We start from the raw sequence: 26,313 nt of genomic DNA on the forward strand, positions 1-26,313 counted from the left end.
AGTCTTTATTAATCTTTTTAACAGATGAATAAATGAACTCCCTCTGGAAATTCGCTTTTTTCGTCCATCGTTTATTTAAGCATTAGTGATATCGAATCGGACTCCTGCTTCACAATAATATCTTGTTGTTCCATTTTGCCGTCTGTATATTTTACAATTGCACTGATGATTATGTCATCCTCTACTACCCAATCATCATGCGGAAGTGCGAGTGAATAGGCATATTGATTTTGTTCATTATACGGAACTGTGTAGGTTTTACCGATTTCCTTTATTCCCTGATATATATCTGAACTAGGCTCACGGGTAAGAATATAGATTTTGTCTAATACTAACTGGTCTCTGTTATTCTTCTCTTCTATTGTAAGAGTAACATCCTCTATAAACTTCCCTTTGTTCATCGTATAAGTAATGGATTCGATGTTTTCTCCAGTTAGTTTTAACATAACATTTGTAAAAATGAAATTAGCACCGTCTCCCCCTACACCACTTAAACCATTTAGTCGATTTTCAGTTGCTAATTCGAATATAGCTTTTTCCTCTGAAAGATTAGCATAGTTCTGAGCATCATCATTGCGGTCTGCATAAGCTGTAAATGTAAAATTTGCGGCTTGCAGGTCCCCACTGTTTTTGAAAAAAGGAATGCCAATTATCATTAACATAACGATTCCAAATGCACACGCAACAGAAATCCAACTTTTAAAATAAAATTGCTTCTTTTTCGCCATTTCCACGTTTTTGCAGTTCGCTTTCACACGGTCTTCCATTGCTTTTGACATTTCAATCGATTTAACGGCAGCTTTCATTTTACCTGAGTCCATATTCATTCTCCTCTTCATATCGACCTCGAATCAGTTCTCTCCCACGCTGTAATCGTTTTTTTACAGCTGAGGAAGTAATGCTAAGAATTTTTGCGATTTCATCTACTTTGTAACCCTCGACATAATATAGTAATAGTACAAACTTATGTTTATCTGTTAATTTCATCAAATCATCAAGCAAACCATAGTTTTCTTCATCCTGACAATATAGCTGCAATTCACTAATATCCATATGCTTCCGAATAAAATTATACCTTCTCATATTTTTACAGCGGTTCGTAGTAATCGTAATTAACCATGCTTTCTCATGTTCATAGTCATTAAATATCGGGGATTTCGTTAAATATTTTATGAATGTGTCTTGTACAACATCCTCTGCATCCTGTTCATTACACAGAATAACGAGACATAGTCTAAATAACATATTTCCATATGTATCAACAACTCGTTCTATATTTCGTTCCGGCGACCAAACTAATTGTTGCACCTTCCATCAACTCCTCTCACTAATAACACACTTGAAATTCCCATTTGGTGAGGTTTTATGTAAAATAATTTTATTACGCTTTAATGCGGTTACCTTTGGAAATTTAATTCCAAAATATAGTCATGCTTAAATCAATTTGATAAACTTAAAGTAAATAGCGAAAACTCTTATCATGGCTAGTCTCATTAACAATTACGATATTTAAATTTTCGCTTTTATTTTACACCACATTGTTAATTTATTGAATTTCTAGAAAACTACGCTTTAATCTTTAAGATACATTTCACTAGAGAACTAACGAGGTAAAGGAGAATTTAATATGTGTAAAAAAACACTTGAAGAATTAGAATTAACATTACCTAAATTTAAGTATTTAGAGAATCCCATTAAATCGGGTATTTTTAAAATTGATAAAAAAGTAGTTTGTGATTGTTGTGAACAAGAAGTGGAAGTTTACATTGAAAGTGGACTATATGCGATTGCATCTGTCGAGTATCTTTGCCCAAATTGTATAAGTAGTGGGAAAGCAGCGAAAAAGTATGATGGTACATTTCAATCCGATTTATTTAATGATGAGCAAGTAGTAGATGAGTCATTTGTAGATGAAATTTTACATCGAACACCAGGTTATGTGAGCTGGCAAGGGAATGACTGGTTTGCACATTGTACGGATTATTGTAAGTTTATTGGCTATGTAGGTTGGGCGGAGTTAGTTGAAAGAGGGATTGATAGTGAAATAGAAAACTTCACTGAAATGACGTTAGAAGATTTAAAGCTCTATTTAACAAATGACGGTGATTTACAAGGTTATTTATTCCAATGTTTAGAATGCGGGAAATATTGCTTATATGCAGATTGTGCATAAATTATTTAAAGGGAGCTATACATATGTTTGATAAGAAACTCGTAACAGCGATAAAAAATAATGATATAACGATTCTAGAAAATTACAAATCAAATGGTTGGAATATTAATGAAAAAATCCGTTGTTATGAAGCAGACTATACTCCTGAATTACCACTAATATTTGCTATTGATAGTAAAGCAACAAAAGCCGTTCGTTGGTTCGTGGAGCATGGGGCAAACTTAAATGACAAAGGTTGCCCTGCATTTGTAGCAGCTGTGCAACATTTAAGTGAATCGGATGTAAAATATTTAGTGGAGCATGGGGCAAAAATTCATTTGCATAATCATCTAAAAACAAATGCTTATGATGCAGCCGTTCATAGTAGGCAATTCAATAAGTTAGAACTCGTCAAATCATTTGGGCTTTCCGTTGAAAAATATGGTGGCTCTGCATTTAGAAACGTTGTATCTAAATTCAATAAAAAGGCAGTTGATTTCTTTCTTGAAAATCAGGTAGATATTAATTACAACGAGCCTAATATGGTTTTTCCGTGGGGACCGACGCCACTTGAAGTAGCCATTAGATATAATCATTCTTCAGATTTAGTGACGCATTTAATAGAGCACGGTGCTGATTTTAAGAAGCCTAATAAAAATGGCGAACGCCCCTATACAGTTGCTGTTATAGAAAATAAAGTAGCAATTGCAGAGCATTTAAAATCGCTAGAGCCTGATGAATATCATAATTTAGAAAATAAATTGTACGAATTAAGAAAGGCCAATATGTCTGCAGAAATGATTTCCTTTCTTCAAAGCGATCAATTAAATGTCAAACTTCCCGAAAATGATCTTCACATTTCATTCATTGAGTTTCTACCAGCAATAAATACTTTTTCATATCAAATAAAGAGGAAAAAGTTTATTCAAATAAGCAAAGTTATAGATAATTATTCCGATTTATTAATTCTTTGGCATCCATCTAAAAGGAAACTGTATTTTTATGATGTCGAACATTTAGAGTTACACGAAATTGGATCATTCAAACAGTTCATTACAGACCCGTACAAAGCAATTGACAATTATTTTTAGTTATAAAAGAAGTAAAGAATTTTTGAATGGAGCTGAGATTCTATGGAAGAAATTAATTCTAAAACAATTCATCTAGAGGATTTTGACATCGATGAGGACTTTTTAGAAGGTGAGATTTTATTAAATGAATGGAATGCTTTTTTTAATAAAGAGAATGCCATCTGTTTATCCATAATGCTTGAAGAAAATATTAATTTTGAAGATTTATTACCTGAACATTTGAATGGTTATAACTATATCCATCAAAATCAAACGAACATGCTGCATGCCATTTTGAATGAACTTCTGAATCAATATCCTAACATGCAAGCGCAATACGGCTATGACGAAGATGAAAAAAACGAATATATGCCCGATGTTTCACGTATTCAAGATTTCGCATCCTTACTTTCACCATTAACAATGTATATTTTGGATGTATCAAAAGATGACCACCCATATATCGGTTGTATCTTTTCTTGTACATGGGATGACGAACATGCTTTTGGCGCCATGCTTTACAAAGACCGCATTGTTGAAATCGGTGGAGCAGACACAGCTTTTTTATCGTGGATAGCACAAAATGATTTAGAAAAACACGAACAATAAAGGATGGGATGAAAATGGAGTACTTAAAATCTTCTAATTTCACTACGCATGAAGCGGTCTTTCAACAAGCCATTACTGAAATTCAAACAGATCGCTGTAAGTTTATTAAGGAGTACCCTACTACAATTAAGTTATCTACGGGGGAAAGTATTTTAGCTGATGCTGCCTTACAATTTTACTTAAATCATCAACTAAAAATGCCATTTAGTTATGCGGAATCAAGAGCTTTTTGTGAAAAAATACGCCAGAATATTGGGTTCGAACCGATTCGTTACACTTTGCAAGTTTGGATAGAAGATAATATTCAAAAGCCCAATTTCACTACAGAAAAGAAAAATTGGGAAACTACATATTCTTTAATAGAAGGAATAGAGCCATCATATATTCGTGAGGAGTTGCTCGATTTTGTTTGCTATGTCGCTGTTTGTTATATGAAGTTTGGCGCTGATTTTGATTCGATTTCAGCCGAGCGACTTTATAACTTGGTGGAAGCAACTGGATCAAGCAAAGTCGCGAATCTTCGAGAAAATGGTTCGGGTGATCTTTCTTTAAACGAGTGTTCTTATCTTGACATTGATGTGGATTGTTTTGCGAATGACGCTTTTGCCATAATTGATATTAAAATTAAGAATGAAAACTTGAATGCCTATGAGAATTCCTTGGATTTTATGAATCAGTTACTCGATTTAGATTTCCCAAGAAGTTATCAAATTCAATTTTCAAGCTCTGTAAATGAATGCTTACCAATTGAAAATTTACCGGATGCGCCTGTTCATCATTTTTTTGCCAATGCACTTGCGTATCCAGAACTGCATCCGAAAATTGAAGTGTACGCTGAAAAATCGATGAGAACCTATTCATGGTATACGGATTTAGAAGATGAAAATTGTGCGATGCCTTCCACATTTGCCGTGTTAGGGCTAGGATTAATTTCCTCAGAATATTGGCCTTTAGTACAAACATATATGGATACTTGTGATGATGAACATTCATCTATCCAAACAGCTTTCACACCAGAATTCATTAAAAAATTTGGTTTTACTTATGAAACACTTCCAATTTTCATAAGTTGCGTGCTTTCTGTTCAAGAACATGAACCACACACGATTTTTGAAGAAAAAATGAATGACAAAGCTACTTTAGAACTGCTGCTGTCATGCAAAAATAATTTTGTGGACTATTTAAGCGAAAGCCAAAAAGATGCGTGGAAAGATGATCTTGACGGTATGATTGATTACGTCTGGCAAAATGTCATTTATGCTATTTGGGGCGTTTGTTTTAGTAAGCTAGCTGAGATGGTAATTGACAGCGCGCCAGAGGAATTAAAGCCACTTTACCGGGAGATATTGCAGTAGACTTTTATCAAACTTGGATATAACGGCACCTCTTCAAATTAGCTACAATTCAAAAAGCTGTACCGAAAATTCCAATGAGAATTGGATATTTCGGCACAGCCATTTTATTAATCAATCAAATTGAACTTAGCATTTACTGCTTCAAAAAAGTAAATAAGAAAATGATTCAATATACTTTGCTCATTTTTAATTAAATACTAAATTCTTCATCTTTATTAATTGTATAACCCTCATTAATCGCTTTTTCATGTTCAGGTTGCGGTTCGATTTCATCCTCTAATTCAATTAACCCTTCATATACAGCTTCATCTACCATATCTAACTGGGAAGCTACCATCATCGTACCAGTTAAATCGCCTGCAATATTTGTCGTCGTATGCCCGATATCGATAATTGGCCAAATCGCTGCTAAAATCGGCACAAGCGTTAATGGCAAGCCTAATGTAGATAATAAAATAGTAGACATGATGATTCCCGCACCTTTAACACCTGCTGCCCCAATTGATAACACTAGTCCTAAAAATACAAACTGCAACATTAATGTGAAGGTGATTTCAAGCCCATATAAATTTGCTGCAAAAACAGAAATTACGCCTAAACTTACAGCCATGCCATCCATATTAACAGTAGCACCTAACGGTAATGTAAATCCATATACTTTTTCAGGAATACCTAGATTTTTTCTAGCTACGTTCATCGAAACTGGCAATGTTGCATTACTAGATGTCGTACTAGCAGCAACTAATAGCGAAGGTGATACTTTCTTATAAAATACAAATGGATTTCTTTTCGCTAAAAATTTAATAATTAACGGGTAAACTACACCTAAAACGAGTATTAGTCCAATATAGTCAGCTAAAATAAATCTTCCTACCTCTTTTAATAAATCGGTTCCTAATGTACCTACCATATTTGCTACTAAAGCTAAAATACCAATTGGCGATAAATACATAATGAATTCTGTGATTTTAATCATTAAGTCTGAACCTTCATTTACTAACTTTTTTAGGCCTGGTACCTTATTGCCTAATGATAATAAAGCAATACCAATAATTAAAGAGGCAATAATAATTTGAAGCATATTCGTCTCAGCCATTGCTTGTACAATATTTTTCGGAAACCAGCCTACAATTTGATTCATAAAACTAAATTCGACTGCTTCGACCGCTTCAGCACCTTCTAATAACCCTGTAGTCCCTTTACCTGGATTTAATATTAACGCTACAATCATACCCATTGCTGTCGCTAAAATTCCTGTTACGATAAAGTAAGATCCAATTCTAACACCAACTTGTCTTAATGAGCGAATGTCTTCCATTTTTAAAATACCCGCTATTAAACAGAAAAAAGTTAAAGGAACAACTAAAAATTGTAAAAGGGCAAGAAAAATATCTCCTATCGGCTTGATTACAGTAATATTCTCTTTAAAAATTAAACCTAGTATTATACCAGCTACTACCCCAACAAAAATTTGAGCATAGAGTGGACGACTCAACCACCATTTCATAGTGTTATACCTCCGTTTACAAAATTATTGTCAAGCTTACTAATTTTATTTATAAGATCGGATGAGTATAAAAACGCTCACATTAATTCCCTATATTAAGTAAATAGAAACTTACTCAATAGTTTTCACCTCAGTCACACTCACTACTAATTGTATTTCGATTGGCGCATTTCCAGGTAAGCTAGCTACTCCAATAGCCGCTCTACTTCCTATTCCTGCCTCGCCTAAAAGTTCAACATAATATTCCGATGCAATATCAGCAATACTAGAATGCAGCTCAAAGTCACCTTCTGTATTAATATAAACCGTCATTGAGATAACACTTTCAATTTTTTCATTTTCATTTAAAAGCTTTTCAGAAGCACTTAATGTGTTCATAGCAGCTAATCTTATTGCCGGTTTGACATGTTCTATTTCAAAATCAGATTTAATCTTTCCTGATTGAATTAGTACACCATTTTCACGTGGCGTCATACCTGCAGTAAAAATAAGATTCCCTACTCTTTTTGCAGGTACGTACTTACCTTGAGGAATTGGACTTTTTACACTCATCATTTGCGATATTCCTCTACTACTTGAATAATTCGATCCATCGCGGCTACTGCTGCTTGATGATCTTGTGAGAAATTAATTCTAAAGTTGTTTACGTATTGTGGACCAAATTCAGTACCTGGTGTTACTGTAACGCCTGCTTGTACCCTTAATGCCTTGACAAATTCTTGAATAGAAATTTTTAATTCTGGAATTTCCGGGAACAAATAGCTACCTGCTTCTGTAGCTCTAACTTTAAAACCATCTGCTGCTTGTAACTTAGCAATTAAATCGTCGCGAATTAGTTGATGCTGTGAAATTCGATCTCTCATCCATCCCTCTGGCTCTGAAAACCATGATTTTAAAACGGCTTGACTATACCCTCCCGCTCGAAGGGAAACGATAGCTTGCAATTTTTCCATTCTATCGATTATTTTAGCTGATCCAAAAGCTACACCTAAACGATAGCCACTTAATGATTCTGTTTTTGATGGACCGATTACTGTAATCACATTTTCTGGTGATACAATTTTTTGTGCACTTAAGTGTGTATAAGTTCGATTATCGAAAATTTGTCGTGAATATAATTCATCTACAATTAGTGTTGCATCATATTCTTGTGCTAAGTTTGCAATTCTCAAAATTTCCTCTTCAGAATAAACAACCCCTGTTGGATTATTAGGGTTTGAGAATAAAAATAATTTAACCCCCGCTTTAAATGCTTCTTCTAGTTGAAATAAATTAAGTCCCGCCTTTTCATCCGATTCAAAAAATTCTAATTGAATCGGAATGATCTCGCCTTCAAAAAATTCAACTAATTTTCTATTAGCAAAATAATCCGGCTCAACAATAGCTACTTTATCTCCTTTAGAAACAGTAGAGCCCATCGCTAAAAATAAGGCACCTTGTGTACCAGGGGTGATAATTAAATTGTTATCTGCATTAATTTCAGCCCCTGTAAAATTAGACAGCTTTGTTGCTAATTCCTCCCGAATTTCCTTGCTCCCCCGATATTCCGTATATGCTTGGCTTCCGCCGACGTGTACGCCTTCATTAAAAATTTCTAATGAGCCTGGGATTGGTTCAAATGCATCGACATCACCATGTGAGAAATCAACCGGAATTCCCGAATACACTTTAGAACTTACTTCAAGCTCTTCTGTAACTTGTCTTGCCTCTTGTCCTGGTGCATATTCTGCTCCTAATTTTAAAAACTTCTGTTCAACTGATTGCATTACTATCCGCCTCCACATTTCAGAAAATTATGATTAATTACAATGTTAGATGTAAATGCCTCTGAATTCCAATATTAAAAATAAATAAAGATATATATTTTTACTTATAACCTACTAATATTTGAATATTGCGTAATTTTAGAATACAATTTAACTTAATTCAGCATTCATCCCCTACTTCTATAAGTGGGGGATGAATGCCAAAAAGGCAATTCTATTCAGTGGGGGTTCAAACCCCGGCGGAATTGGGGAACAAAGGCTAAAACCCGTCACGTCCTGTGACAACGCCTTTGTGATCAACATCGTGTTGACCCAAGCTCCGGCGGATGCCACAGATTTTTAAGGGAAGTTTTTCGAGCGAGCTCGAAAAAATCTGGACGCAATTACGCCGAGGCATAATTGATTTAAACATACTCCATCTAGAAATATTTCAAGTGAAATGAGGAAATATTATGCTTAAAAACATGAGTTATGTATATGCAGTATATACGTATAAAAGCTTCTCTAAAGCGGCTGAGGCACTCTATATTTCCCAACCAGCCTTAAGTTCTACGATAAAAAAGGTAGAGGAAACAATTGGATTACCTATTTTTGATCGGAGCAATAATCCAATTAAATTAACTCCTGCTGGACAACATTATATAAACACAATTGAAAATATAATGCATTTAGAAAAAGAGATGCGTTCATATTTCGATCAGTTAAAAGAACAACATCAAAATACAATCAATATAGGTGGTACCTCATTCTTTTGTACATATGTACTTCCCAAATTAGTACAGCAGTTCAATATGAAATATTCGAATTACACGGTTAATTTAACTGAAGGGAATACAGATCTTCTAATAAAGTATTTACGTGAAGGGGATGTCGATTTAATTATTGACGTAGAAAACAAATCTGAATCGAAATTGTTTAATTCCGTTGTTTGGAGTAGAGAAGATTTATTATTAGCAGTTCCTTCCCACCTAAAAGTAAATGAAGAGCTAAAAGAAAGTCGGCTAACATTTCAAGACATTACAGACGGCACTTATAAAAAGAAAAAACATTCTACTATTTCTATGAAGTTTTTCGAAAATGAAACCTTCATCCTTTTAAAAAAGGGGCATGATTTGCATCAAAGAAGTTTAAAAATATGCAATAACGCTGGTTTTACTCCTAAAGTTTCTATGTATTTAGATCAATTATTAACTTCCTATGAAATTGCGAATAAAGGTATTGGAATAACTTTCATTCGAGCTAGTATCACTCGGTATTTGTCTTCAACGGACAAATTATATTTTTATAAAATCGATGATGCATTAGCTTTCCAAAATATAATGTTATATTATAAAAAGTCAAATAAACCTTCTACTTCACAAGAACAATTTATTTCATTTATTAAAAATGAGATTAATCATTACTAATTTACTTTTCCTTTTGTGAATATACATTAAGAAAGCTCCAGTGTAGGTATTTCACCTACCCTAGAGCGATTTAGTTTTCTTCTATTATTTTCTTTGTCACTTCTAAAAATGCTTCGATTTCTTCTATCGAGTTGCAATGCAGTGGAGATACTCGAATCGCACCTTCCAATCCAAATGAATCTAACATTCGTTTAGAATAGATACTTGTAGCTACACGTTCATATACTATTACATTTTTTTCTTCATATAAATTGATCGCCCTATTATAATCAATTCCTTCAATACTAATGGCCATAATAAAGTCCCTTTTAGTTAAATCTTCATAATCTAAATGAACAGTAACTCTTGGGATATGTCTGAGTCCCTCTACATTCGAAGTACCATCCAATAATGCTTCTAGTAACGCACGCTCATGCATAGCAATTCTTTCAATACCTTCTTCATACAACTTTCGGCGGTCTGTATCATTTGAAAATTTACTTCCAATCCAACATACATAATTTACGATTTCACTAATTGCAGCAAAATGTGCAGGAACAGGACTGCCTAATTGAATGTCACCATCATCCTTCCCTAATAATCGGTGTAAAGGCAATTTAGCAGTTCTATTAGATACGTATGTTATGCCACAGCCACGCACACCAAAGAATTTATAGGGGGCAAAATTCATTGCATCGACTGGCGTTTTTTCTAAATCAATGAGTCCATGTGGTGCGTGCTGAACAGAGTCTACAACAATATATAAATCTGGTTTGATCTTTCTTGCTTCCGATACGATTTTTTCGATATCCAGTATTGCACCTGAAATGTTAGAAGCATAAATTACCGACAACAAACAAGTATTTTCGTCTATTAAACTAATGATTTCTTCTACGTCAACGCCACCAGTAGTTTGGTTCGTCTTTGCAACGCGCAACTCTTTTCCTAAACTATCAGCATAAAATTTTGCTGAATCATACGCAGATGGGTGTTCTAATTGAGTAGTCACAATATTATTTCCAGGAATATTTTCTACAATTACTCTTGTTACATCAAAAATTGCTTGGGAAGCTGTTAAATACATTGAGATACTGCCATCTTTAGCATTAAAAAGTGTTCGAATATCTTCCAAACCTTTTTTCTCAACATCTGCTAAATATTTTGCCGTTGCATGTTTTCTTTGTGCATGATCTGGGAAGTAATCAAACTCTCTAAATGCTTCAATCGATCTCTTTAACTTTAAAGAACCACCCGCATTATCAAAAAACAATCTATTCTTTTGCAAATATGGATCATAGTCAATATATGCAAATTTGTCTCGAATGTCCGATAACATTTCTGTTTCAAATAACATACTCCCTACTATATTAGCCATTCTAACCCCTCCTTCAATTTACATTAGAAATAATTGCTCCTACTTTTCTTCTATTCCTATCGTAATCCTATTTCCCCCTTTACTCCAATATAAATAAAATTATAATCTTATATATATTTCTATATAATATCCGATTTAGAATAAACAATTTCAGGATAAATATTTGCTATTATTTACCTGGCGTAATAAATGAATTAATTATATGTTAAAATTGTTATTTGTTACATATGTAGGGGGTAGACAATTTAATGGAGGTATTTATGAAAATAACAGAACAGAATGGCAAAGTGACAATAGATGGTTTTGAGTTTTACGGCGTAATTCAACAAGAGCAACTTTGTTCTACTTGCAAATCTAACTTAATTTATTACGATATTTTTGATACGTATTTTTGCCCGAAATGTAATTATTGGACTGAATCAAAATGCAGTGACCCGAATTGTAGGTATTGCCCGAATCGACCTGAAAAACCTTTAGCTTATAAGGAAAGATAATTAGAATAATCGATTTGTATTAGATTGGGTTAGGTACATAAATTGAAGAATTTATAAAGGAGTTTAAAAGATGACTTTCAGAAGAATATTTGTATTTATCCTTTTATTTTTGGCTTTGTACCTATCATTTTCGCAATTTTTAATTAGGGAACAAATTGTTTCTAAATTATTTGCTCTAATGTTTTTTGTATTTACTTTATATATAGTACTTGAGAATATTAGGGGATTCATTAAATCTAAATAAGTTAATCAAAAAATTCTATCCTTATGATGTAAGTGTTCTAATAAATCTTCTAATAAAGTATTTGCTATTTTAGGCTGGCTAAGCACATGAGCCGCACAGACAATGTTAGCACAAATCTATACGACTCATCTGTGTGCGTATGTAGAGAGGCCAGCCCTGTATAAAGTTTTCCGTTCTAATAAATCTTCCTCAATTGAGTGCGTCGCTGCCGTGGGAGGCGACGTATTCTCAGTCAGATTTTCATTCTAATGAGATGTTAGTTTCATATGTTCAACATTTATAGATAAAATAATCTACTATAAAAGTACGCTTTTTCGCTGAAACTAGCCAAATTCTTCCGTAAACTCGCCAATTTACAAGCGGAACTAGCCAAAATATATTGAATACTAGCCGAACTAACACCTAAACTAGCCAAACCACGTTTTACTCGCCAAATTTCATCATTTACTAGCCGAATTCAATCTAGACCTTATTTTTTTGAACAATAAAAAACCGCGCCAAAAACTCCGATAATAATCGGAATTTTTAACACAGTACAGTTAAATCTGCTACTTTCCATTTTCAACCTTATTAATACTGAAATAACTTAGCTGTTCGCTTATTAAATTCTTCTATATTTAGCGCATCATCAATCGCTTCTCGAACTTTTCTTTCTTCCACAGCAAATAATCTTGCGTAATGTCTTGCCTCAGCGATTGCTGCTTTATATTTAACTGTAATTTCATTAATATTATTTTCTTCTATTTCTGTTGGGTGGCAATGCTTGGCGATATCAAAAATTTCATCGCCCGAACGGTTTTCGTCTGGGAAATATACATGTGGCTCCGTGCTATCAAATATGCAAAACTTTAATTCAGGTATAATCACCATATCTATTGAATTGGCGTCTAAACCACACCATACAAGTTGTGCGTCATACCCCCGCTGCAATGCTTCTTTCGCCAATTTTTTCATCATCGAAGACTTTCCTGTACCTGGATAGCCCTTGATGAACAGGCGTTTTTCAATATTATGCGTGATACTTTGAAGTGTATCACGCGCTCCTTCAGGTGTTAATGTCCCAAGCAAGCGATGGGTTAACTTTGCAGACCTCTCATATTGGGTCTCCCCAAAAAGCTGATTTATTAAATCCTCATACTGCTCATTTAATCCATTCCAATCCATACTTTTCCTCGTCTCTACTTCCCAATCATCATGAATGTGGATGGCTTTCGAAAGTGAGGCAAAGCATTTATCAAAATATGTTTGCTTTAATTCGGTGATTGAAGTAATCGGTATAGTCGAAGAAAACTTTTGTACATCTACACAATCATATAAAGAAATGACAACATCCCGGTCACCAATAATTATTGGTTCAATCGATGGATTTGATGCCGCAAGAAATAAAATGCCATAAGGAGCTTTTACAAAAGTCGCTTCAATGGACTGTTCAAATAAAGGGTCATGAAAATATTCGATTTCAGCACCTTTATCATGATAGTAGGTGCCCAGTTTTTGGAGTAGCTCAGAAACTTTAAACCCATGCGTACCTTTAAGAAGATACACTGTTTTCGCTTCATTCATTACTTCTTTATATACATTTTTCATGCCCTGCCCCGTCATTGCCTGCCCAAAGAAATGGGTAATTGTACTACTCAAAGCTTCATCCTTCCATCATTGTCTTATTCTTATTTTTATGATGAAAACCTAAAAAAGGTGCCATTCAATCAAACTTTTGCCCGAAATATTAGGGCAAACTGCTTTTTAACTGGCCCCCCACCACGTTATTCTCTTATAGAATACGAAGTAAGAAAAATAAAAAAGGGTTCTAAACAGTTCTTAACTGTATAGAACCTAACACAAATATGAGGTTTTTCATTAATTCTCTAAGTCCAATAGACTGATAATCTCTTTTGCCTCTTCTTCTGTCATTTCAACCAATTTTTCTACTTTGTTTGTTTTAGGGTTTCTTACAGTTTTAAGGTCAACTGGCTCACCCCAAAAATCGGGATCACTAACAATCTCGCTTCTACTATAGGTACTGTAGGACTCACCGTCCCAATTATTTTCATCGTACAAAACATGTATCCATTTGCCCTCAAAAAGGTATATATTCCTAGTATCATCGTAATCCAAAAACTCCGCAAAATCCTTTTTTTCATGACTTCTCTTAAAAGAATCCGTAACTTCTTCTTTTACATCATTATCTATAAATGATGCTACATTATCAATGTTCGACCCATTTGAAGACGTGATGAATACTGTTGTTATACCTACTACCACTAAAACAACTAATGCTATCGTAAAAACGGAACTTTTTTTAAATTTCATAATGGATATAATCCTTTCTTCAGTCGAATTTTTATTAAACCCATTATAAAGTGGGGTAAACTTACTTTTCTTCTCCGCCATTTGTATCAGAGCCAGGGCATATTCAGATCTCTTTCCCTCACCAAATATCGTAAGAACTTTCTCGTCACAGGCAATTTCTAAATCACGATTCGCCAGCACATACATGATCCATACAAGCGGGTTAAACCAATGAAGACACAGCGTAAGTAGTAAGACGAGCTTCCAAAGCATGTCGAAATGTTTAATGTGCTGATATTCATGCGCAAGTACATATCGCATAAGTCGCTTATCATGAACATCCATTGTCTTTGGAAGTAGGATGCGTGGCTTCAGTATCCCAACCACAATGGGCGTTGAAATTTTATCTGAGACAAGAACTTGTATGGAACGATGCAATTTATGTTTGCGGCTCCAATCGTCGATAATCGTATTTCCTCGAATCGGAAGTGCTGTTTTTAGCTCTTTATTATTTTTGTGAAATGTAACCAAAAAGAATAAGGCTAAAGATACCGCGCCAATCATCCAAATTATTTGTATAGAGGATGCTAAGAATATCCCTTCTTGTATCGGTAAAATCCGGGTATCTACTGTAGAAATACTGCCATCTGCAAAAGGGTTCGTTCCACTGGGCATTTGGGCTTTCGGGTTTATGAAAGTCCCAACACCATCCGTTATGTTGTAAATGCTTAAGTTGGAGGGAATCGAAAATGGAATCAACAAACGAAAAGTTACAACGCCCCAAAGTGCGAGAAAGGTAATCTTAGGTAGCTTGTTTAAGCCCAGCGCCCTAATGGTCACGGTAATGAGTATGAGAACACCTGCCGACATACTCATTTGAATAATATTCATACCCTCACCTCACTGTAGGTTTTCTACGATTTTTTTAAGCTTTTCAATCTCTGATTTGGTAAGATTTTTGTCATTGATAAATGCCGAAAAAAACAATTCATTTGACCCATCAAAAATTTTATTGATTAGTTCCGTAGTTTCTTGTTCCTGCACCTGCCCTTTAGTAATCAAAGCCTTACAAGTAAAGTTTGGTTCCCTACGCTCTACTGCGCCCTTGTCAATCAACTTCTTAATAACCGTGTACGTCGTGTTGCGATTCCAACCTGTTTCTTCAGTTAGAATTTTAGCCAACTGCCCTGCTGTTACATCCCCTTCTTCCCACAAGACTTCCATGACTTTCAGTTCCGAATCAAATAATTTAATGCCGATAAAACTCACTCCTGACTACTGCAATAGTTACTTCCAATTAAATACTACTACAGTAGTCATTTTTTGTAAATGATTCTTTAAATATATAAGTCGTACTAATTCAGTCACTCTAGCTTTGTTTAAATGCGTGACTGTGTACAAAAAACATTAAACCTAAAATGCCAGTGTTTAAACAATTCAAAGTTGTTTTAACACTGGCACATTTCAATTCATTTATTTAACGCTAGTCAATCAAACTCCAACCAAGCAACACACTCAACCGAATGGACAATGGTCGGTTTAAGTAATTGGATTCAATTGTTATAAATGAATGTTTATAGTTCACCTTCACGTTGTTTTCAAGAATTCTTTTTCAAAAGCGTTTCTATTGGGAAAGATATTGCCGTAGTGTTTCGATAAATGTTTTTAACGCTTTCGTCTGATACACGGTATTCGTGACAATCGAAAAATTACGTTTGAAAGGCAATCCACTTACATTAATTAACTCAGCATAATGATTGTGTAGTTCCTTCTCAATCGTCCAGCGTGATAATAACGTAATGCCAATTCCAGCTTGAACGGATTCTTTGATCAGTTGGGTACTACCAAACTCCATTAGTTTTTTCGGTGTGATTCCATAGGTTTTAAAAAGATTTTCTGTTGCTTCTCTTGTACCTGACCCTTGTTCTCTTACAATCCACGTTTCTTCTTCTAATTCAGAAATAGTTACGTCCCCTTCCCTTTGGATTAAGCGATGATTAGGGGAAGCTACGATGACCATATGATCCTCTGCCACAATCTCGGTCAACAATTTGTCTTGCTTAAAAATCCCTTCAATAATCCCTATATCCAATTGATGGTTCGTAACTAAATCGATAATTTCCTTTGTATTATGTATGGTGATCGATGGGGTAATTTCCGGATAATGATTTTGTAATCGAGCAATAATATGAGGTAAAATATATTCTCCAAATGTAAAAGAAGAACCAATCGAAATGGGACCGCGTGCTTTATTTGTTAAATCATCCACTGAACACTGCATGTTTGTATAAAGATTTAAAATTTCCTTTGCATGACGAAAGACAATTTCTCCTGCTTGATTTAAGCGAACATATTTATTTGTCCGTTCCAATAACCTCGTACCAACTGAATCTTCCAATGCGCGAATATACTGACTGACGGCTGGTTGTGTTAGGTGAAGTTCCTCAGCAGCTCTTGAAAAACTTTTCTTTTCAGCAACCATGACAAACACTTGTAAATGAAAATCCATGTAATTGCCCTCCTTCCAAAACACAATCTTATTAAGATTAACCTTATAACAATGATTGTTTTTTATCTATATAAATTGAACAAAAGTTTCTATCTTTTCATTAGATAAATTCTAATTAAGTATTCGCTAGGTTGGGCTGGCTAAGCACATGAGGCGCACAGCTTTGTTGCACAAATCTATACGACTCATCTGTGTGCTTTGTGCGAGGCCAGCCCTGTACAAAGATTTGCCGTTCTAAAAAAGCTTCCTCAATTGAGTGCGTCGCTGCCGTGGGAGGCGACGTCATCTGGAAATAGGTTGTCCTCTGAATTGGAAATTCAAATCCAACTTCATTTTTTAGCGATATAGGAGTAGCATTTCAACAACATTTAAGCAAAACGGAATTCTTCACAAATACGAATTGACCAAAAATAGATATTTTAGTATTGACCAACGATGGAAATAGTCGATTTAAAGCGATAAAAACAACTTTATCTATATGGAAAAATGGGAATGGACATGCTAGAGGCATAAACTTGAATAGAAAGAGTTGATTGGAATGAAGCGGAGACGACTTCTGCGGGAACAGCACGAGCGGAAATTCCACCTTTTCAAAAAGGATTTTTAAAAGCTGGATTCTTTAGTTAAATATATCTAGCAAAAAAACATTCATTCCATGTAAAAAATGGGATTACTTATCGTTTGAATAGCAATGACTAATTGATCTATTCCCTTTTCCTTATCATCCTCATTAAGAATCGTTATTTTTCTTATGTATAAAACAGGAGTACGCTGAAAGGACAGAAGCAAAGAGGAGTGATTTGAATGGGAGGGCAAATGGCAAAATCATTAAGTTTAAATGAAGAAGAATGCCTGCAGCAAAAAAAGCCGTCGCCAAAACCATCTACAAAGCTTTGGTTAGCAGGAATCGCCTTTACTATCGTCATTGCGGCACTTGGGTATGCATTATCGGTCGTTCCCGGCTTTGATCGTGTGGGACCGCTGGCATGTGCGATTGTTATCGCGGTCATTTATCGGCAATTTTTTGGATATCCAGAACAGATCCGTCAAGGTATTCAATTTTCAGCCAAGCGCTTTTTACGATTTGCGATTATTTTATACGGATTAAAATTAAACATCGATGTTGTTTTGCATCAAGGGATGGGCCTACTAATCCGTGATATTGGCATTATCGCCTTCGCTATATTCATGACAGTGTGGTTGGGAAAACGTTTGAAAGCCGATGGAACTTTATCCCTTCTACTTGGTGTCGGTACAGGAGTTTGCGGAGCCGCTGCGATTGCAGCCGTCTCGCCAATCATTAAGGCGAAAGATGAAGATACTGCAATAGGAGTAGGAATTATTGCTTTAGTCGGAACCATTTTTTCTATTACCTATACAATTATTCGACCGTTTCTCCCTTTGTCAGACATTCAATACGGAATATGGAGCGGTATTAGTCTTCACGAAATTGCCCATGTCGCCTTAGCGGGGGCACCAGCAGGCCAAGATGCTTTAGCCATTGCGCTTTTAGCAAAATTGGGGCGCGTTCTCCTACTTATCCCGTTATGTTTTATCCTTATGTATTGGATGCAACGAAAAAATGCCGGTAAATCGGGGGAAACAAAAATTGAATTTCCATGGTTCCTTATTGGTTTTATTTTTATGAGTCTGTTTGGAAGCTATGTTCTTGGAAAGTCCATTCCCGTATCAACAGGGACATTAGAAGGTATTTCGATTTTTACATCCTTTATTTTGACATCCGCTATGGTTGGTCTCGGCTTGAATGTCAGTTTAAAAGATCTCCGCACAAAAGCAGCTAGACCATTAATTGCCATGCTGATTACATCTGTTTTAGTTTCGGTTGTTGCTTATATTATTATTTAGGGCATTTTAATGAGAGTATTAGCAAAAAAATGAAGGGTTCGTGCACTCATTGTGTATGAACCCTTTTTGTCGTTTTTGTAAAGCTGTTTGTAAGTTGTTCGAAAAAATTTAAGGTTCTTGTAAGCTTGCGACAATTTTTATGTAAGTTTGGGTGGGTATACTGTAGTCAAATGCAAAACAAAGAAGAGGTGAGCGACAAATGACTCCATTATTAAAAGTACAAAATGTAGGAAAAGTTTATGGAAACGGCGCAAACAAATTTACTGCGCTTTCGAATATATCATTTGAAGTGAAAAAAGGTGAATTTGTAGGTGTGATGGGTCCTTCAGGCGCTGGGAAATCAACACTACTAAATGTGCTCGCAACAATTGATACACCGACAACAGGTAATATCGTAATTGGCGAATCGAATTTATCACAAATGAAAGATGCGGACTTAGCGGATTTCCGTCGCGATCATTTAGGGTTTATTTTTCAAGATTATAACTTGCTCGATTCGTTAACAGTACGCGAAAACATCGTCTTGCCATTAGCAATCGCCAAGGTGCCGGCAAAAGAAATTCATACGCGTGTAGCGCATATTGCTGAACGATTCGGTATTAGTAATTTGCTCGATAAATACCCTTATCAAATATCAGGTGGACAAAAGCAGCGTACTGCATCATCTCGTGCACTTGTCACAGAACCACAGCTTATTTTCGCGGATGAGCCAACAGGTGCGCTCGATTCAAAATCAGCAACAGATTTACTGGAAAGACTAAGTGATTTAAATAAAACACAAGCTTCAACAATTATGATGGTGACGCACGATGCATTTGCTGCAAGTTTCTGTCAGCGTATTTTATTTATCCAAGATGGACAGTTATCAAAGGAAATTCACCGTGGTACACAAACACGCAAGCAATTTTTCCAAGAAATCTTGCAAGTGCTAGCAAGTATCGGAGGTGAGGTTAATGACATTATTTAGTCTTGCACAAAAAAATATACAACGAAATTTATCGAATTACTTTTTATATATTGCCTCTATGGTATTCAGTATTGTCATTTACTTTACGTTTGTGACGCTTAAATACAATGATGAAATTTCATCATTAACCGGGACATCGCAAAAAATTCAAGGGCTAATGAATGCATCATCCATTATATTATTGTTCTTCATCGTTATTTTCATAGCGTATTCCAATTCATTTTTTATGAAGAAGCGCAAAAAAGAAGTGGCCCTTTATTCATTACTCGGAGTACGTAAGCAAAAAATTGGCTTAATGCTCTTTTTTGAAAACCTAGTGATTGGGCTAATATCACTTGTTTTAGGTGTTGCTATGGGATTTTTTATGTCGAAAATTTTACTAACCATTTTAGTGCGATTGATGGGCTATGAAGTTGTGGCAAATTTCACCTTCTCAGGACAAGCTGTTCTGAATACAGCAATCGTTTTCGCTCTATTATTCCTATTCACCTCATTACAAGGGTATCGTACAATCTATCAATTCAAGCTAATCGATTTATTTCATGCTGAAAAGCAGGGTGAAAAAATGCCACGTGCATCTATTTTTGCAGCAATAGTAGGTACGTTACTTGTCGGATTTGGCTACTATACATCCGTTGCAGATATTTTTACAAGCTCGATTTGGCGTTTTCTCACAATACTCGGCACACCGTTATTCGTAATTGGCATAACAATTGTCGGGACATATTTATTGTTCCATAGTGTAAGTGTTTTCGTGTTAACCGCATTGAAAAAGGCGACGGCATGGTCATGGAAAGGGCTTAATTTAATTGGGGTGTCTCAATTACTTTACCGCATTCGTGGCAACGCAAAATCTCTATCAATTATTGCTATTTTAAGTGCCACAACGATTACAGCAGGTGGTGCAGTGTTTGGGATTTACTACAATACGGAAAGTTCTATGCGACTCACAATGCCTAATACATTCATGTGGGAAGGAGAAACAGTTGATTTCCCACAAAAAGATGTCGTATATAACGAAGCGCTAAACGTGAAAAGTCTACGGGTCAATAATGAATTTGCATTTTTTGAATACACATTGATGAAAGAATCGGATTACAATCAGTTAGCGAAGTTGCAAAGTGTAGACCGTGAGCTTCATGTAGCGGATGGTGCAACGGTATTACTAGACACGATGTATGACGAACGTTTTTCACATAATTTTACGGGTGAGACACTTCAATTAGAAAACGGGGAATCATTCCATGTCAAAAAAATGAATACGGAAAGTGTGCTGAATTTTTACCCAGCAGGCACAGTACTTGTAGTAAATGATCAGGAATTTGCAAAGACAAACGCGGAACATATGGTTTTGCAAGTTGTCGGCATGAAAAATGATTTAAAGCAGCAAGACATATCTAAACTCATTTATGATCAGTTGTCACCTGAGCAACAAGGAACGTTTACAAGCGTCCCTAAAAGCTATGAAGAAAGCATCGCTAGTTTAGGTTCATTACTATTCGTGGGCAGTTTCTTAGGGCTTGTATTTTTAGCGGCTACAGGTAGCATTATTTATTTCAAAATTGTAACCGAAGCAGAAGAAGACCAAGCAAAATATGCGATTTTAAATAAAATCGGCGTTAGTGGGAAGCAAATGGTCAAAACCATTGCAGGGCAAGTAGCAGTAATTTTTAGTGCACCACTTCTAGTCGGGATATTGCATAGCATATTTGCTTTAATAGCACTTTCACAGCTATTTAACATGGATATTACAAAGCCTGTAATTATATGGATGCTTGCGTACACAGCAATCTATGCAATTTACTACATTTTTACGGTGCGTTCATTTTATAAAATTGTAAAACAAGGAGCGAAATAATATGAAAAAGGTATATACTGGAATAGGAGCTACACTTCTCCTATTCGTTGCAGCGCTAGTAGCATTAATCACAGTCGATTTTAACCGAATAAACAAGGATGCATACTACGTCCAAATAGCAACAGACGGTGAAGTAGAAGAATATAAATTAAATACAGGTGAAATAGCCCACACTTATTGGTACGAGCTACCGTCTTACGATGAGAGTGGAAAAGAAGTAATATTGAAGTTTTCAGCTACTAAAAACTTACGTAAAGATGCCTATTTAAAGCTGTATGTTAAAAAAGAAAAGGAAGTATCGTCTTATAATGAAGTACAATTTGATGAGATACCAAAGAAAGCACAAGAAAAGTTAAAATAATAAATGAAGATGCCCCGGACATTTCGAGGCATCTTTTTTTGTAAGTAACTTAATTCTTTTTAAAGTAAATATTAACGGTAGTACCTTCATTCTCTTTTGAGGTGATGGAAACTTTACCACCATGCGCTTCAATAATATCTCGGGCGATAGCAGTGCCAAGACCTGTGCCTAAAGTATGCTCCGTATTTGTGCCACGGTAATAGCGTTCGAAAATATGCTCAAGATCTTCTTCTGCTATCCCTTTGCCGTTATCAGAAATGATGATAGAATCCGTATCCACATGGACATTTATCTCCACATCATGTGAATTGTGTAACAATGCATTCGATAAAAAGTTCACAATCGCACGTCGCATAAAATGAGCATCGATATTATGTGTAATGATTTGTGAAGATGCATCAAATTGTATATTTGCCTGCTCGTACTGTGGCATATTCAGTATATCGATTACAATTTCACGTACAAACTGCACGATATTCGTGTCTTGCAGTTGCAATGGTAGTTGCTGATGGCGTAGTCTCATAGTTAAATTTAAATCATCTAGTAAATGCTGCATATGGAGTGACTGTTTTTCAATAATACGTGCATATTCTGCTTGCTCGCTTTTCGTAATATTGCCTTCACGTAATAGTTCAGAATAGCCACGGATAGAAGCGAGTGGCGTTTTCATATCATGTGACACATTACTGATCCATTCCTCACGCATTATTTCAAGACGTTTTCGCTCCAAGTCATGCGCAGCGAGTTCCCTCGACACCTCATTTAAATTAGAGACAACTGGTTTATACAGCCCTTTTGGCGTTTTTATTTGTGTATGTTTGCGATTTTTTAAATGCTGGATTTGTTCAATTAGCGCATAGAGTGGTTTTGTCAGTGCACGACCAAAAAGCCAACCAACAAGCGCAGTCACAAGTAAATCAGCAATGACAATAGCTAAGCCGTACTTTCCAATAATCTGCAAAAAAGATGACATTGAAAAATTCCATACTATACGCGACACATTTCTATCTTGAATACCGATTAAATAGTTTAATTCATCATTTCCTCCAATATAAATAGTTGTCGATGAATCGATTTCTCGGTATTTATAAGTTTGGATTAAATCGAGCGGTGAGTAGTGGGATAATGCATTGTCGGGCACAGTATGTCCGCCGATCATATCGCCGTCTTCGTTTAATACTTGGACCCATGCATTATGTTCCTTCAATAGCTGCAAACCCTTGGCATCAAAGGAAATAGCGCCATTATGGTATTGAATGTATTGCTCAAAATCCCGCGTAAATTGCTCGTTATTCGTCACTTCAGGTGCTTGAAAATTGGTTGACTGCTGAAAAAAGAACAGGCTAATGAAAATAGCTGTATTAACGAAAATCACAATGACCGCGATGGATAACACAGTTAATAAAAACTGTGCAGTAAGTCTCCATTTCATAAATAGTGAGCCTCCTTACTTTGGAACAACAAATTTATAGCCTAACCCTTTAACAGTAGTAATGAAAATTGGATTAGAAGGGGCGCTCTCCACTTTTTCACGTAGACGTCGAATATGCACCATGACTGTATTATCCGAGCCAAAAAAATCTTCTCCCCATACACGTTCAACTAAAGTTTCTTTACTTAAAATTCGATTTGGATTGCGCATGAAGCAAGCCATTAAACCAACCTCTTTAGCAGTTAGTTCTAGCAATATCTCCTCTTTATGTACTTCCGTTTCATCTGCATTCATCAAGAATGGACCAACTTCAAGTACGTCCTTTTTTGTAACAAGCATAGATGTAGTATCTTGAGTCTGATAGCCTGCTCTTCGGAGTTGCGCTTTAACACGATAAGCAACTTCTTTTGGGCTAAAAGGTTTGGGAATATAATCATCTCCACCAATTGCTAAACCTAAAATTTTATCGATTTCTTCTGTTTTGGCTGACATAAAGAGTACTGGTACATGCGAAATTTCACGAATACGACGACATAAATCATACCCTTCCCCATCTGGCAGCATGACATCAAGTAACACGATGTCTGGCGATTCCTTTTGAAAGCTTATCCACGCCTCTGAGATCGTACCAGCTGTGTGAATAGATTTGAAACCTTCTTTTTGGAGACTCGCCTTTAGAAGATTAGCTAAATCCGCCTCATCATCTACGACTAAAATTGTTGGTTCTGACATATTGTTTCGCTCCATTCCTTATGATGTTTGATTATAAATGAATGTTGCCCGAAATACGAAGTGTAAACACCACAACAAACTTTATATGAGATGATTCCGATTTTCAATCTATTTCAAATACCCTACATCAGGTGTGGGGAAATTCAGATAATTGATTACAATTCCAAAGTCGCAAACAAAAAGCTATGCCTGAAATTCCAATAATAATCAGAATTTCGGCACAGCCATTGTTATTTTGTTGCTTTTTTTAAAATATCAAAAAGATCTGTCTCATTTATTATCGTATAGTTTTCTTTTGTATCAATCAGAGTTAATGATTTCTTAGTTGAATCAAGGTACATAGGGTAACCCCTGTTTAATGAAATGGTAATTCGATAATCGTAATCAACCGGGTTTAAACTTGTTATTTTTTCAAATTTTGCGTTTTCAAAAGCCTTTAAAACTTCTCGCTGTGCCTCTTCTGAAATTTTAAATTCTGTAAATATATCCTCTTTATCCGTATTGATCGTATGAATTGTTACAGTTCGGTTTTCCGCATCGAAATTAGCGTTTTCTAATACATCAGTTGCCGACAATTTGTTATTATACAAAATTAAAAAGCCACCACTAAGTATGACTATGAGCGAAGTAATCATTATAACTATTATTTTAGGTGAAAGTTTAATATTGATATGGATTCCTCCCCCCTCTAAAATTAATTATATAGACAATCAGATGATTCGCCCAACTAAATCAAATAGCAAATCATTTTGGAGGTCGGTTTCATGCATGCTTCACCTCAAAGGTTTTTAGAAAATGAAAAGTTTAAAAAGACGCTTAATAATTGGGTGAAATCTCTAACAGAGGAAGTAAGGTATATCATTTAATCGTTATTTGAAGTATTTATTATAGTTTAGATCGTTTGAGCACCGGTGCATGTTTTATTCAAGGTAAACTTAGACATGTTGTTTTATTCTACGCCTTTTAAAAATATTTGAGAAAAACGCTCCATAAGCTCCATTCTCTTTTTGATATCTGTTTTATTTGTAAAGGTAATAATTCCATTGATCGTTGTCGCAGCAATTTGACTAACTGGTTCTACATCTTCAATAGCCCATTCATTTTCTCTATTTCTCGCACTAAACATCTCATAGTAAGTTTTTACATATTGTTGTTCAAGCTCGTTTGTTTTTTCAAAAATACAGCTCCAATTGAAAGCAACAAAGTCACGATAATTATTACAAAAAGCGATGACATATTCTCATAAATATTTGTGTCACTGCCTCCGAAAATAATTGTATAATAGCCATCAGCCCCGTAAGTAGCAGGAAGTATAGAGCCGACTTTCATATACCAATCGGATAACACAGCTCGTGGGACGAGTACGCCAGATGTTACAAGCTGTAGCGACAACGCCAAAATATTGAAAACCATGCCGGCATTGCCGAACAACACAACAAAAACTTGTGCAAAAGATAAGAAAGCCCAAAATAAAATGAACTGGAATAGATAGAGTGTTGGAATGCTTAATTGACTTGTGATGTGAAAGGCAGTCATTAACCCAATCGTCAACAAAGGGAGTAATAATGCGACCCCAACCTGAATGATTTGTCTACCTATGAAGATATTCCATTTTGAAATTGTTTCCTGAATGGATTGGGTAGCTAATTCCAGTTGCATAATCATCACCATTGCCCCAACAAAAGACGATAGAATAATCATCAATGGGACAAAATTTGCTGCAAAACCATCTACTTCATTGGTTTTCTTAATGGAGCTAGACAGTGGATGACTATCTAAGGAGTCTAACAAAAATAGCACTGCATCTTCCACTATTAAAGCTGATTCCTCCGATAAAGGAAGCTGTTGTATGAATTGAGAACGTGCTTCATTGATTTGAACAGGATAGAATTGTTGATTCATTTGATTAGTTAGCTGGACAGCGGTGTTTTCCATCATTGTTTTCACTAGAGTTGCATTTGATTGGTTAATCCAATAGACGATCTGTGCTTGTTCTCCTGATGCAAGCGATGTTGTTACGGATGAAGGTATTTGAATAATCATGTCAATTTGTCGCTCATCCATAATCGATTTTGCATTTTCAATTGATGTGTATGATTGAATTTGAAAAGGAAGCTGGTTTTCCAGTTGGTTTGTAATTTCGATTCCCAATTGTTCATCCTCATTAACAAGACCGATCTTCAATTGGTCCATACGATCATTAACTCCATCATAAGCAGTCATCCATACGCTGAAAAAAATAACTTGAAAAGCAATCGCAGCTGCAATCCCGATATACGTCTCTCGAATGTGAAACAATGCTTTTAAAGATTTCATCTAAACCCCTCCTGAGTGTAAGTACT

At 35.5% G+C, this 26,313-nt stretch carries 25 protein-coding genes; 10 read left to right on the forward strand and 15 right to left on the reverse strand.

What is annotated here, in order from left to right:
• Positions 1-71: 71 nt before the first annotated feature.
• A complete protein-coding gene (locus MHI10_RS18875) occupies positions 72-821 on the reverse strand; it encodes a hypothetical protein (RefSeq protein ID WP_340788184.1) in 750 nt (249 codons plus the stop codon).
• A complete protein-coding gene (locus MHI10_RS18880) occupies positions 808-1,308 on the reverse strand; it encodes an RNA polymerase sigma factor (protein ID WP_340788186.1) in 501 nt (166 codons plus the stop codon). Before MHI10_RS18880 ends, MHI10_RS18875 begins: the two co-directional genes overlap by 14 nt.
• 319 nt (positions 1,309-1,627) lie before the next feature.
• On the opposite strand from MHI10_RS18880, the gene MHI10_RS18885 reads away from it, so the two are divergent.
• The 4 genes from MHI10_RS18885 to MHI10_RS18900 are packed head-to-tail and all read left to right on the forward strand — an operon-like array spanning position 1,628 to position 5,186.
• Positions 1,628-2,173 (forward strand): CbrC family protein, encoded by a 546-nt coding sequence (locus MHI10_RS18885; protein ID WP_340788187.1) that lies wholly within the window; start codon positions 1,628-1,630, stop codon positions 2,171-2,173.
• 23 nt (positions 2,174-2,196) lie between these two features.
• Positions 2,197-3,243 (forward strand): ankyrin repeat domain-containing protein, encoded by a 1,047-nt coding sequence (locus MHI10_RS18890; protein WP_340788189.1) that lies wholly within the window; start codon positions 2,197-2,199, stop codon positions 3,241-3,243.
• 42 nt (positions 3,244-3,285) lie between these two features.
• A complete protein-coding gene (locus MHI10_RS18895; protein WP_340788191.1) occupies positions 3,286-3,831 on the forward strand; it encodes a DUF6985 domain-containing protein in 546 nt (181 codons plus the stop codon).
• 14 nt (positions 3,832-3,845) lie between these two features.
• Positions 3,846-5,186, forward strand: a complete 1,341-nt coding sequence (locus MHI10_RS18900) for a DUF6138 family protein (protein WP_340788194.1) — start codon at positions 3,846-3,848, stop codon at positions 5,184-5,186.
• A 190-nt stretch (positions 5,187-5,376) separates the two neighbouring features.
• Here MHI10_RS18900 and MHI10_RS18905 read toward each other — a convergent pair whose 3' ends face one another.
• The 3 genes from MHI10_RS18905 to MHI10_RS18915 all read right to left on the reverse strand — a co-directional run bounded on the left by MHI10_RS18905 (position 5,377) and on the right by MHI10_RS18915 (position 8,459).
• On the reverse strand, positions 5,377-6,693 hold the full coding sequence (locus MHI10_RS18905; RefSeq protein WP_340788197.1) for a dicarboxylate/amino acid:cation symporter: 1,317 nt from the start codon (positions 6,691-6,693) through the stop codon (positions 5,377-5,379).
• Positions 6,694-6,804: 111 nt separating this feature from the next.
• A complete protein-coding gene (locus MHI10_RS18910; protein WP_340788200.1) occupies positions 6,805-7,248 on the reverse strand; it encodes a RidA family protein in 444 nt (147 codons plus the stop codon).
• Positions 7,245-8,459: a pyridoxal phosphate-dependent aminotransferase gene (locus MHI10_RS18915; RefSeq protein ID WP_340788202.1), complete on the reverse strand. Its 1,215-nt coding sequence runs from the start codon at positions 8,457-8,459 to the stop codon at positions 7,245-7,247. The genes MHI10_RS18910 and MHI10_RS18915 overlap by 4 nt, the downstream gene beginning before the upstream one ends.
• Positions 8,460-8,911: 452 nt before the next feature.
• Here MHI10_RS18915 and MHI10_RS18920 point away from each other — a divergent pair, with 452 nt between their 5' ends.
• On the forward strand, positions 8,912-9,865 hold the full coding sequence (locus tag MHI10_RS18920; protein ID WP_340788204.1) for a LysR family transcriptional regulator: 954 nt from the start codon (positions 8,912-8,914) through the stop codon (positions 9,863-9,865).
• 70 nt (positions 9,866-9,935) lie between these two features.
• Here the strand turns inward: MHI10_RS18920 and MHI10_RS18925 are convergent, their stop codons facing one another.
• Positions 9,936-11,219, reverse strand: a complete 1,284-nt coding sequence (locus tag MHI10_RS18925; protein WP_340788205.1) for an aminotransferase class V-fold PLP-dependent enzyme — start codon at positions 11,217-11,219, stop codon at positions 9,936-9,938.
• 260 nt (positions 11,220-11,479) lie between these two features.
• Here MHI10_RS18925 and MHI10_RS18930 point away from each other — a divergent pair, with 260 nt between their 5' ends.
• Complete coding sequence (locus tag MHI10_RS18930; RefSeq protein WP_340788206.1) at positions 11,480-11,713, forward strand: hypothetical protein; 234 nt, start codon at positions 11,480-11,482, stop codon at positions 11,711-11,713.
• 814 nt (positions 11,714-12,527) lie between these two features.
• Here the strand turns inward: MHI10_RS18930 and MHI10_RS18935 are convergent.
• The 4 genes from MHI10_RS18935 to MHI10_RS18950 form a co-directional block, all read right to left on the reverse strand.
• Positions 12,528-13,595: a nucleotide kinase gene (locus MHI10_RS18935; protein WP_340788208.1), complete on the reverse strand. Its 1,068-nt coding sequence runs from the start codon at positions 13,593-13,595 to the stop codon at positions 12,528-12,530.
• A 219-nt stretch (positions 13,596-13,814) separates the two neighbouring features.
• Positions 13,815-15,137: a M56 family metallopeptidase gene (locus tag MHI10_RS18940; protein WP_340788209.1), complete on the reverse strand. Its 1,323-nt coding sequence runs from the start codon at positions 15,135-15,137 to the stop codon at positions 13,815-13,817.
• Between the two features lie 9 nt (positions 15,138-15,146).
• Complete coding sequence (locus MHI10_RS18945) at positions 15,147-15,515, reverse strand: BlaI/MecI/CopY family transcriptional regulator (RefSeq protein WP_340788211.1); 369 nt, start codon at positions 15,513-15,515, stop codon at positions 15,147-15,149.
• Positions 15,516-15,870: 355 nt separating this feature from the next.
• The gene (locus tag MHI10_RS18950) at positions 15,871-16,755 is read right to left on the reverse strand and encodes a LysR family transcriptional regulator (protein WP_340788213.1); all 885 of its coding nucleotides are present in this window, start codon (positions 16,753-16,755) and stop codon (positions 15,871-15,873) included.
• Between the two features lie 804 nt (positions 16,756-17,559).
• Here MHI10_RS18950 and MHI10_RS18955 point away from each other — a divergent pair.
• The 4 genes from MHI10_RS18955 to MHI10_RS18970 all read left to right on the forward strand — a co-directional run bounded on the left by MHI10_RS18955 (position 17,560) and on the right by MHI10_RS18970 (position 21,807).
• Positions 17,560-18,621, forward strand: a complete 1,062-nt coding sequence (locus MHI10_RS18955; RefSeq protein WP_340788217.1) for a YeiH family protein — start codon at positions 17,560-17,562, stop codon at positions 18,619-18,621.
• A 199-nt stretch (positions 18,622-18,820) separates the two neighbouring features.
• Positions 18,821-19,588: an ABC transporter ATP-binding protein gene (locus MHI10_RS18960; protein WP_340788219.1), complete on the forward strand. Its 768-nt coding sequence runs from the start codon at positions 18,821-18,823 to the stop codon at positions 19,586-19,588.
• Positions 19,575-21,446, forward strand: a complete 1,872-nt coding sequence (locus MHI10_RS18965; RefSeq protein WP_340788221.1) for an ABC transporter permease — start codon at positions 19,575-19,577, stop codon at positions 21,444-21,446. Before MHI10_RS18960 ends, MHI10_RS18965 begins: the two co-directional genes overlap by 14 nt.
• A gap of 1 nt (position 21,447) precedes the next feature.
• Positions 21,448-21,807: a YxeA family protein gene (locus MHI10_RS18970; protein ID WP_340788222.1), complete on the forward strand. Its 360-nt coding sequence runs from the start codon at positions 21,448-21,450 to the stop codon at positions 21,805-21,807.
• Positions 21,808-21,856: 49 nt separating this feature from the next.
• Here MHI10_RS18970 and MHI10_RS18975 read toward each other — a convergent pair whose 3' ends face one another.
• From MHI10_RS18975 to MHI10_RS18995, 5 genes are all read right to left on the reverse strand, one after another.
• Positions 21,857-23,239 carry a sensor histidine kinase gene (locus MHI10_RS18975; RefSeq protein WP_340788225.1) on the reverse strand — a complete coding sequence of 461 codons (1,383 nt, stop codon included), beginning with the start codon at positions 23,237-23,239 and terminating at the stop codon, positions 21,857-21,859.
• A gap of 15 nt (positions 23,240-23,254) precedes the next feature.
• On the reverse strand, positions 23,255-23,971 hold the full coding sequence (locus MHI10_RS18980) for a response regulator transcription factor (protein WP_340788228.1): 717 nt from the start codon (positions 23,969-23,971) through the stop codon (positions 23,255-23,257).
• Positions 23,972-24,201: 230 nt separating this feature from the next.
• A complete protein-coding gene (locus MHI10_RS18985; RefSeq protein WP_340788231.1) occupies positions 24,202-24,561 on the reverse strand; it encodes a hypothetical protein in 360 nt (119 codons plus the stop codon).
• Between the two features lie 359 nt (positions 24,562-24,920).
• Positions 24,921-25,097: a TetR family transcriptional regulator C-terminal domain-containing protein gene (locus tag MHI10_RS18990; protein ID WP_340788234.1), complete on the reverse strand. Its 177-nt coding sequence runs from the start codon at positions 25,095-25,097 to the stop codon at positions 24,921-24,923.
• A gap of 14 nt (positions 25,098-25,111) precedes the next feature.
• Complete coding sequence (locus MHI10_RS18995) at positions 25,112-26,287, reverse strand: YhgE/Pip domain-containing protein (RefSeq protein ID WP_340788236.1); 1,176 nt, start codon at positions 26,285-26,287, stop codon at positions 25,112-25,114.
• Between the last annotated feature and the right edge of the window lie 26 nt (positions 26,288-26,313).

This window comes from Solibacillus sp. FSL K6-1523, from assembly GCF_038005225.1.
Taxonomy (GTDB): domain Bacteria; phylum Bacillota; class Bacilli; order Bacillales_A; family Planococcaceae; genus Solibacillus.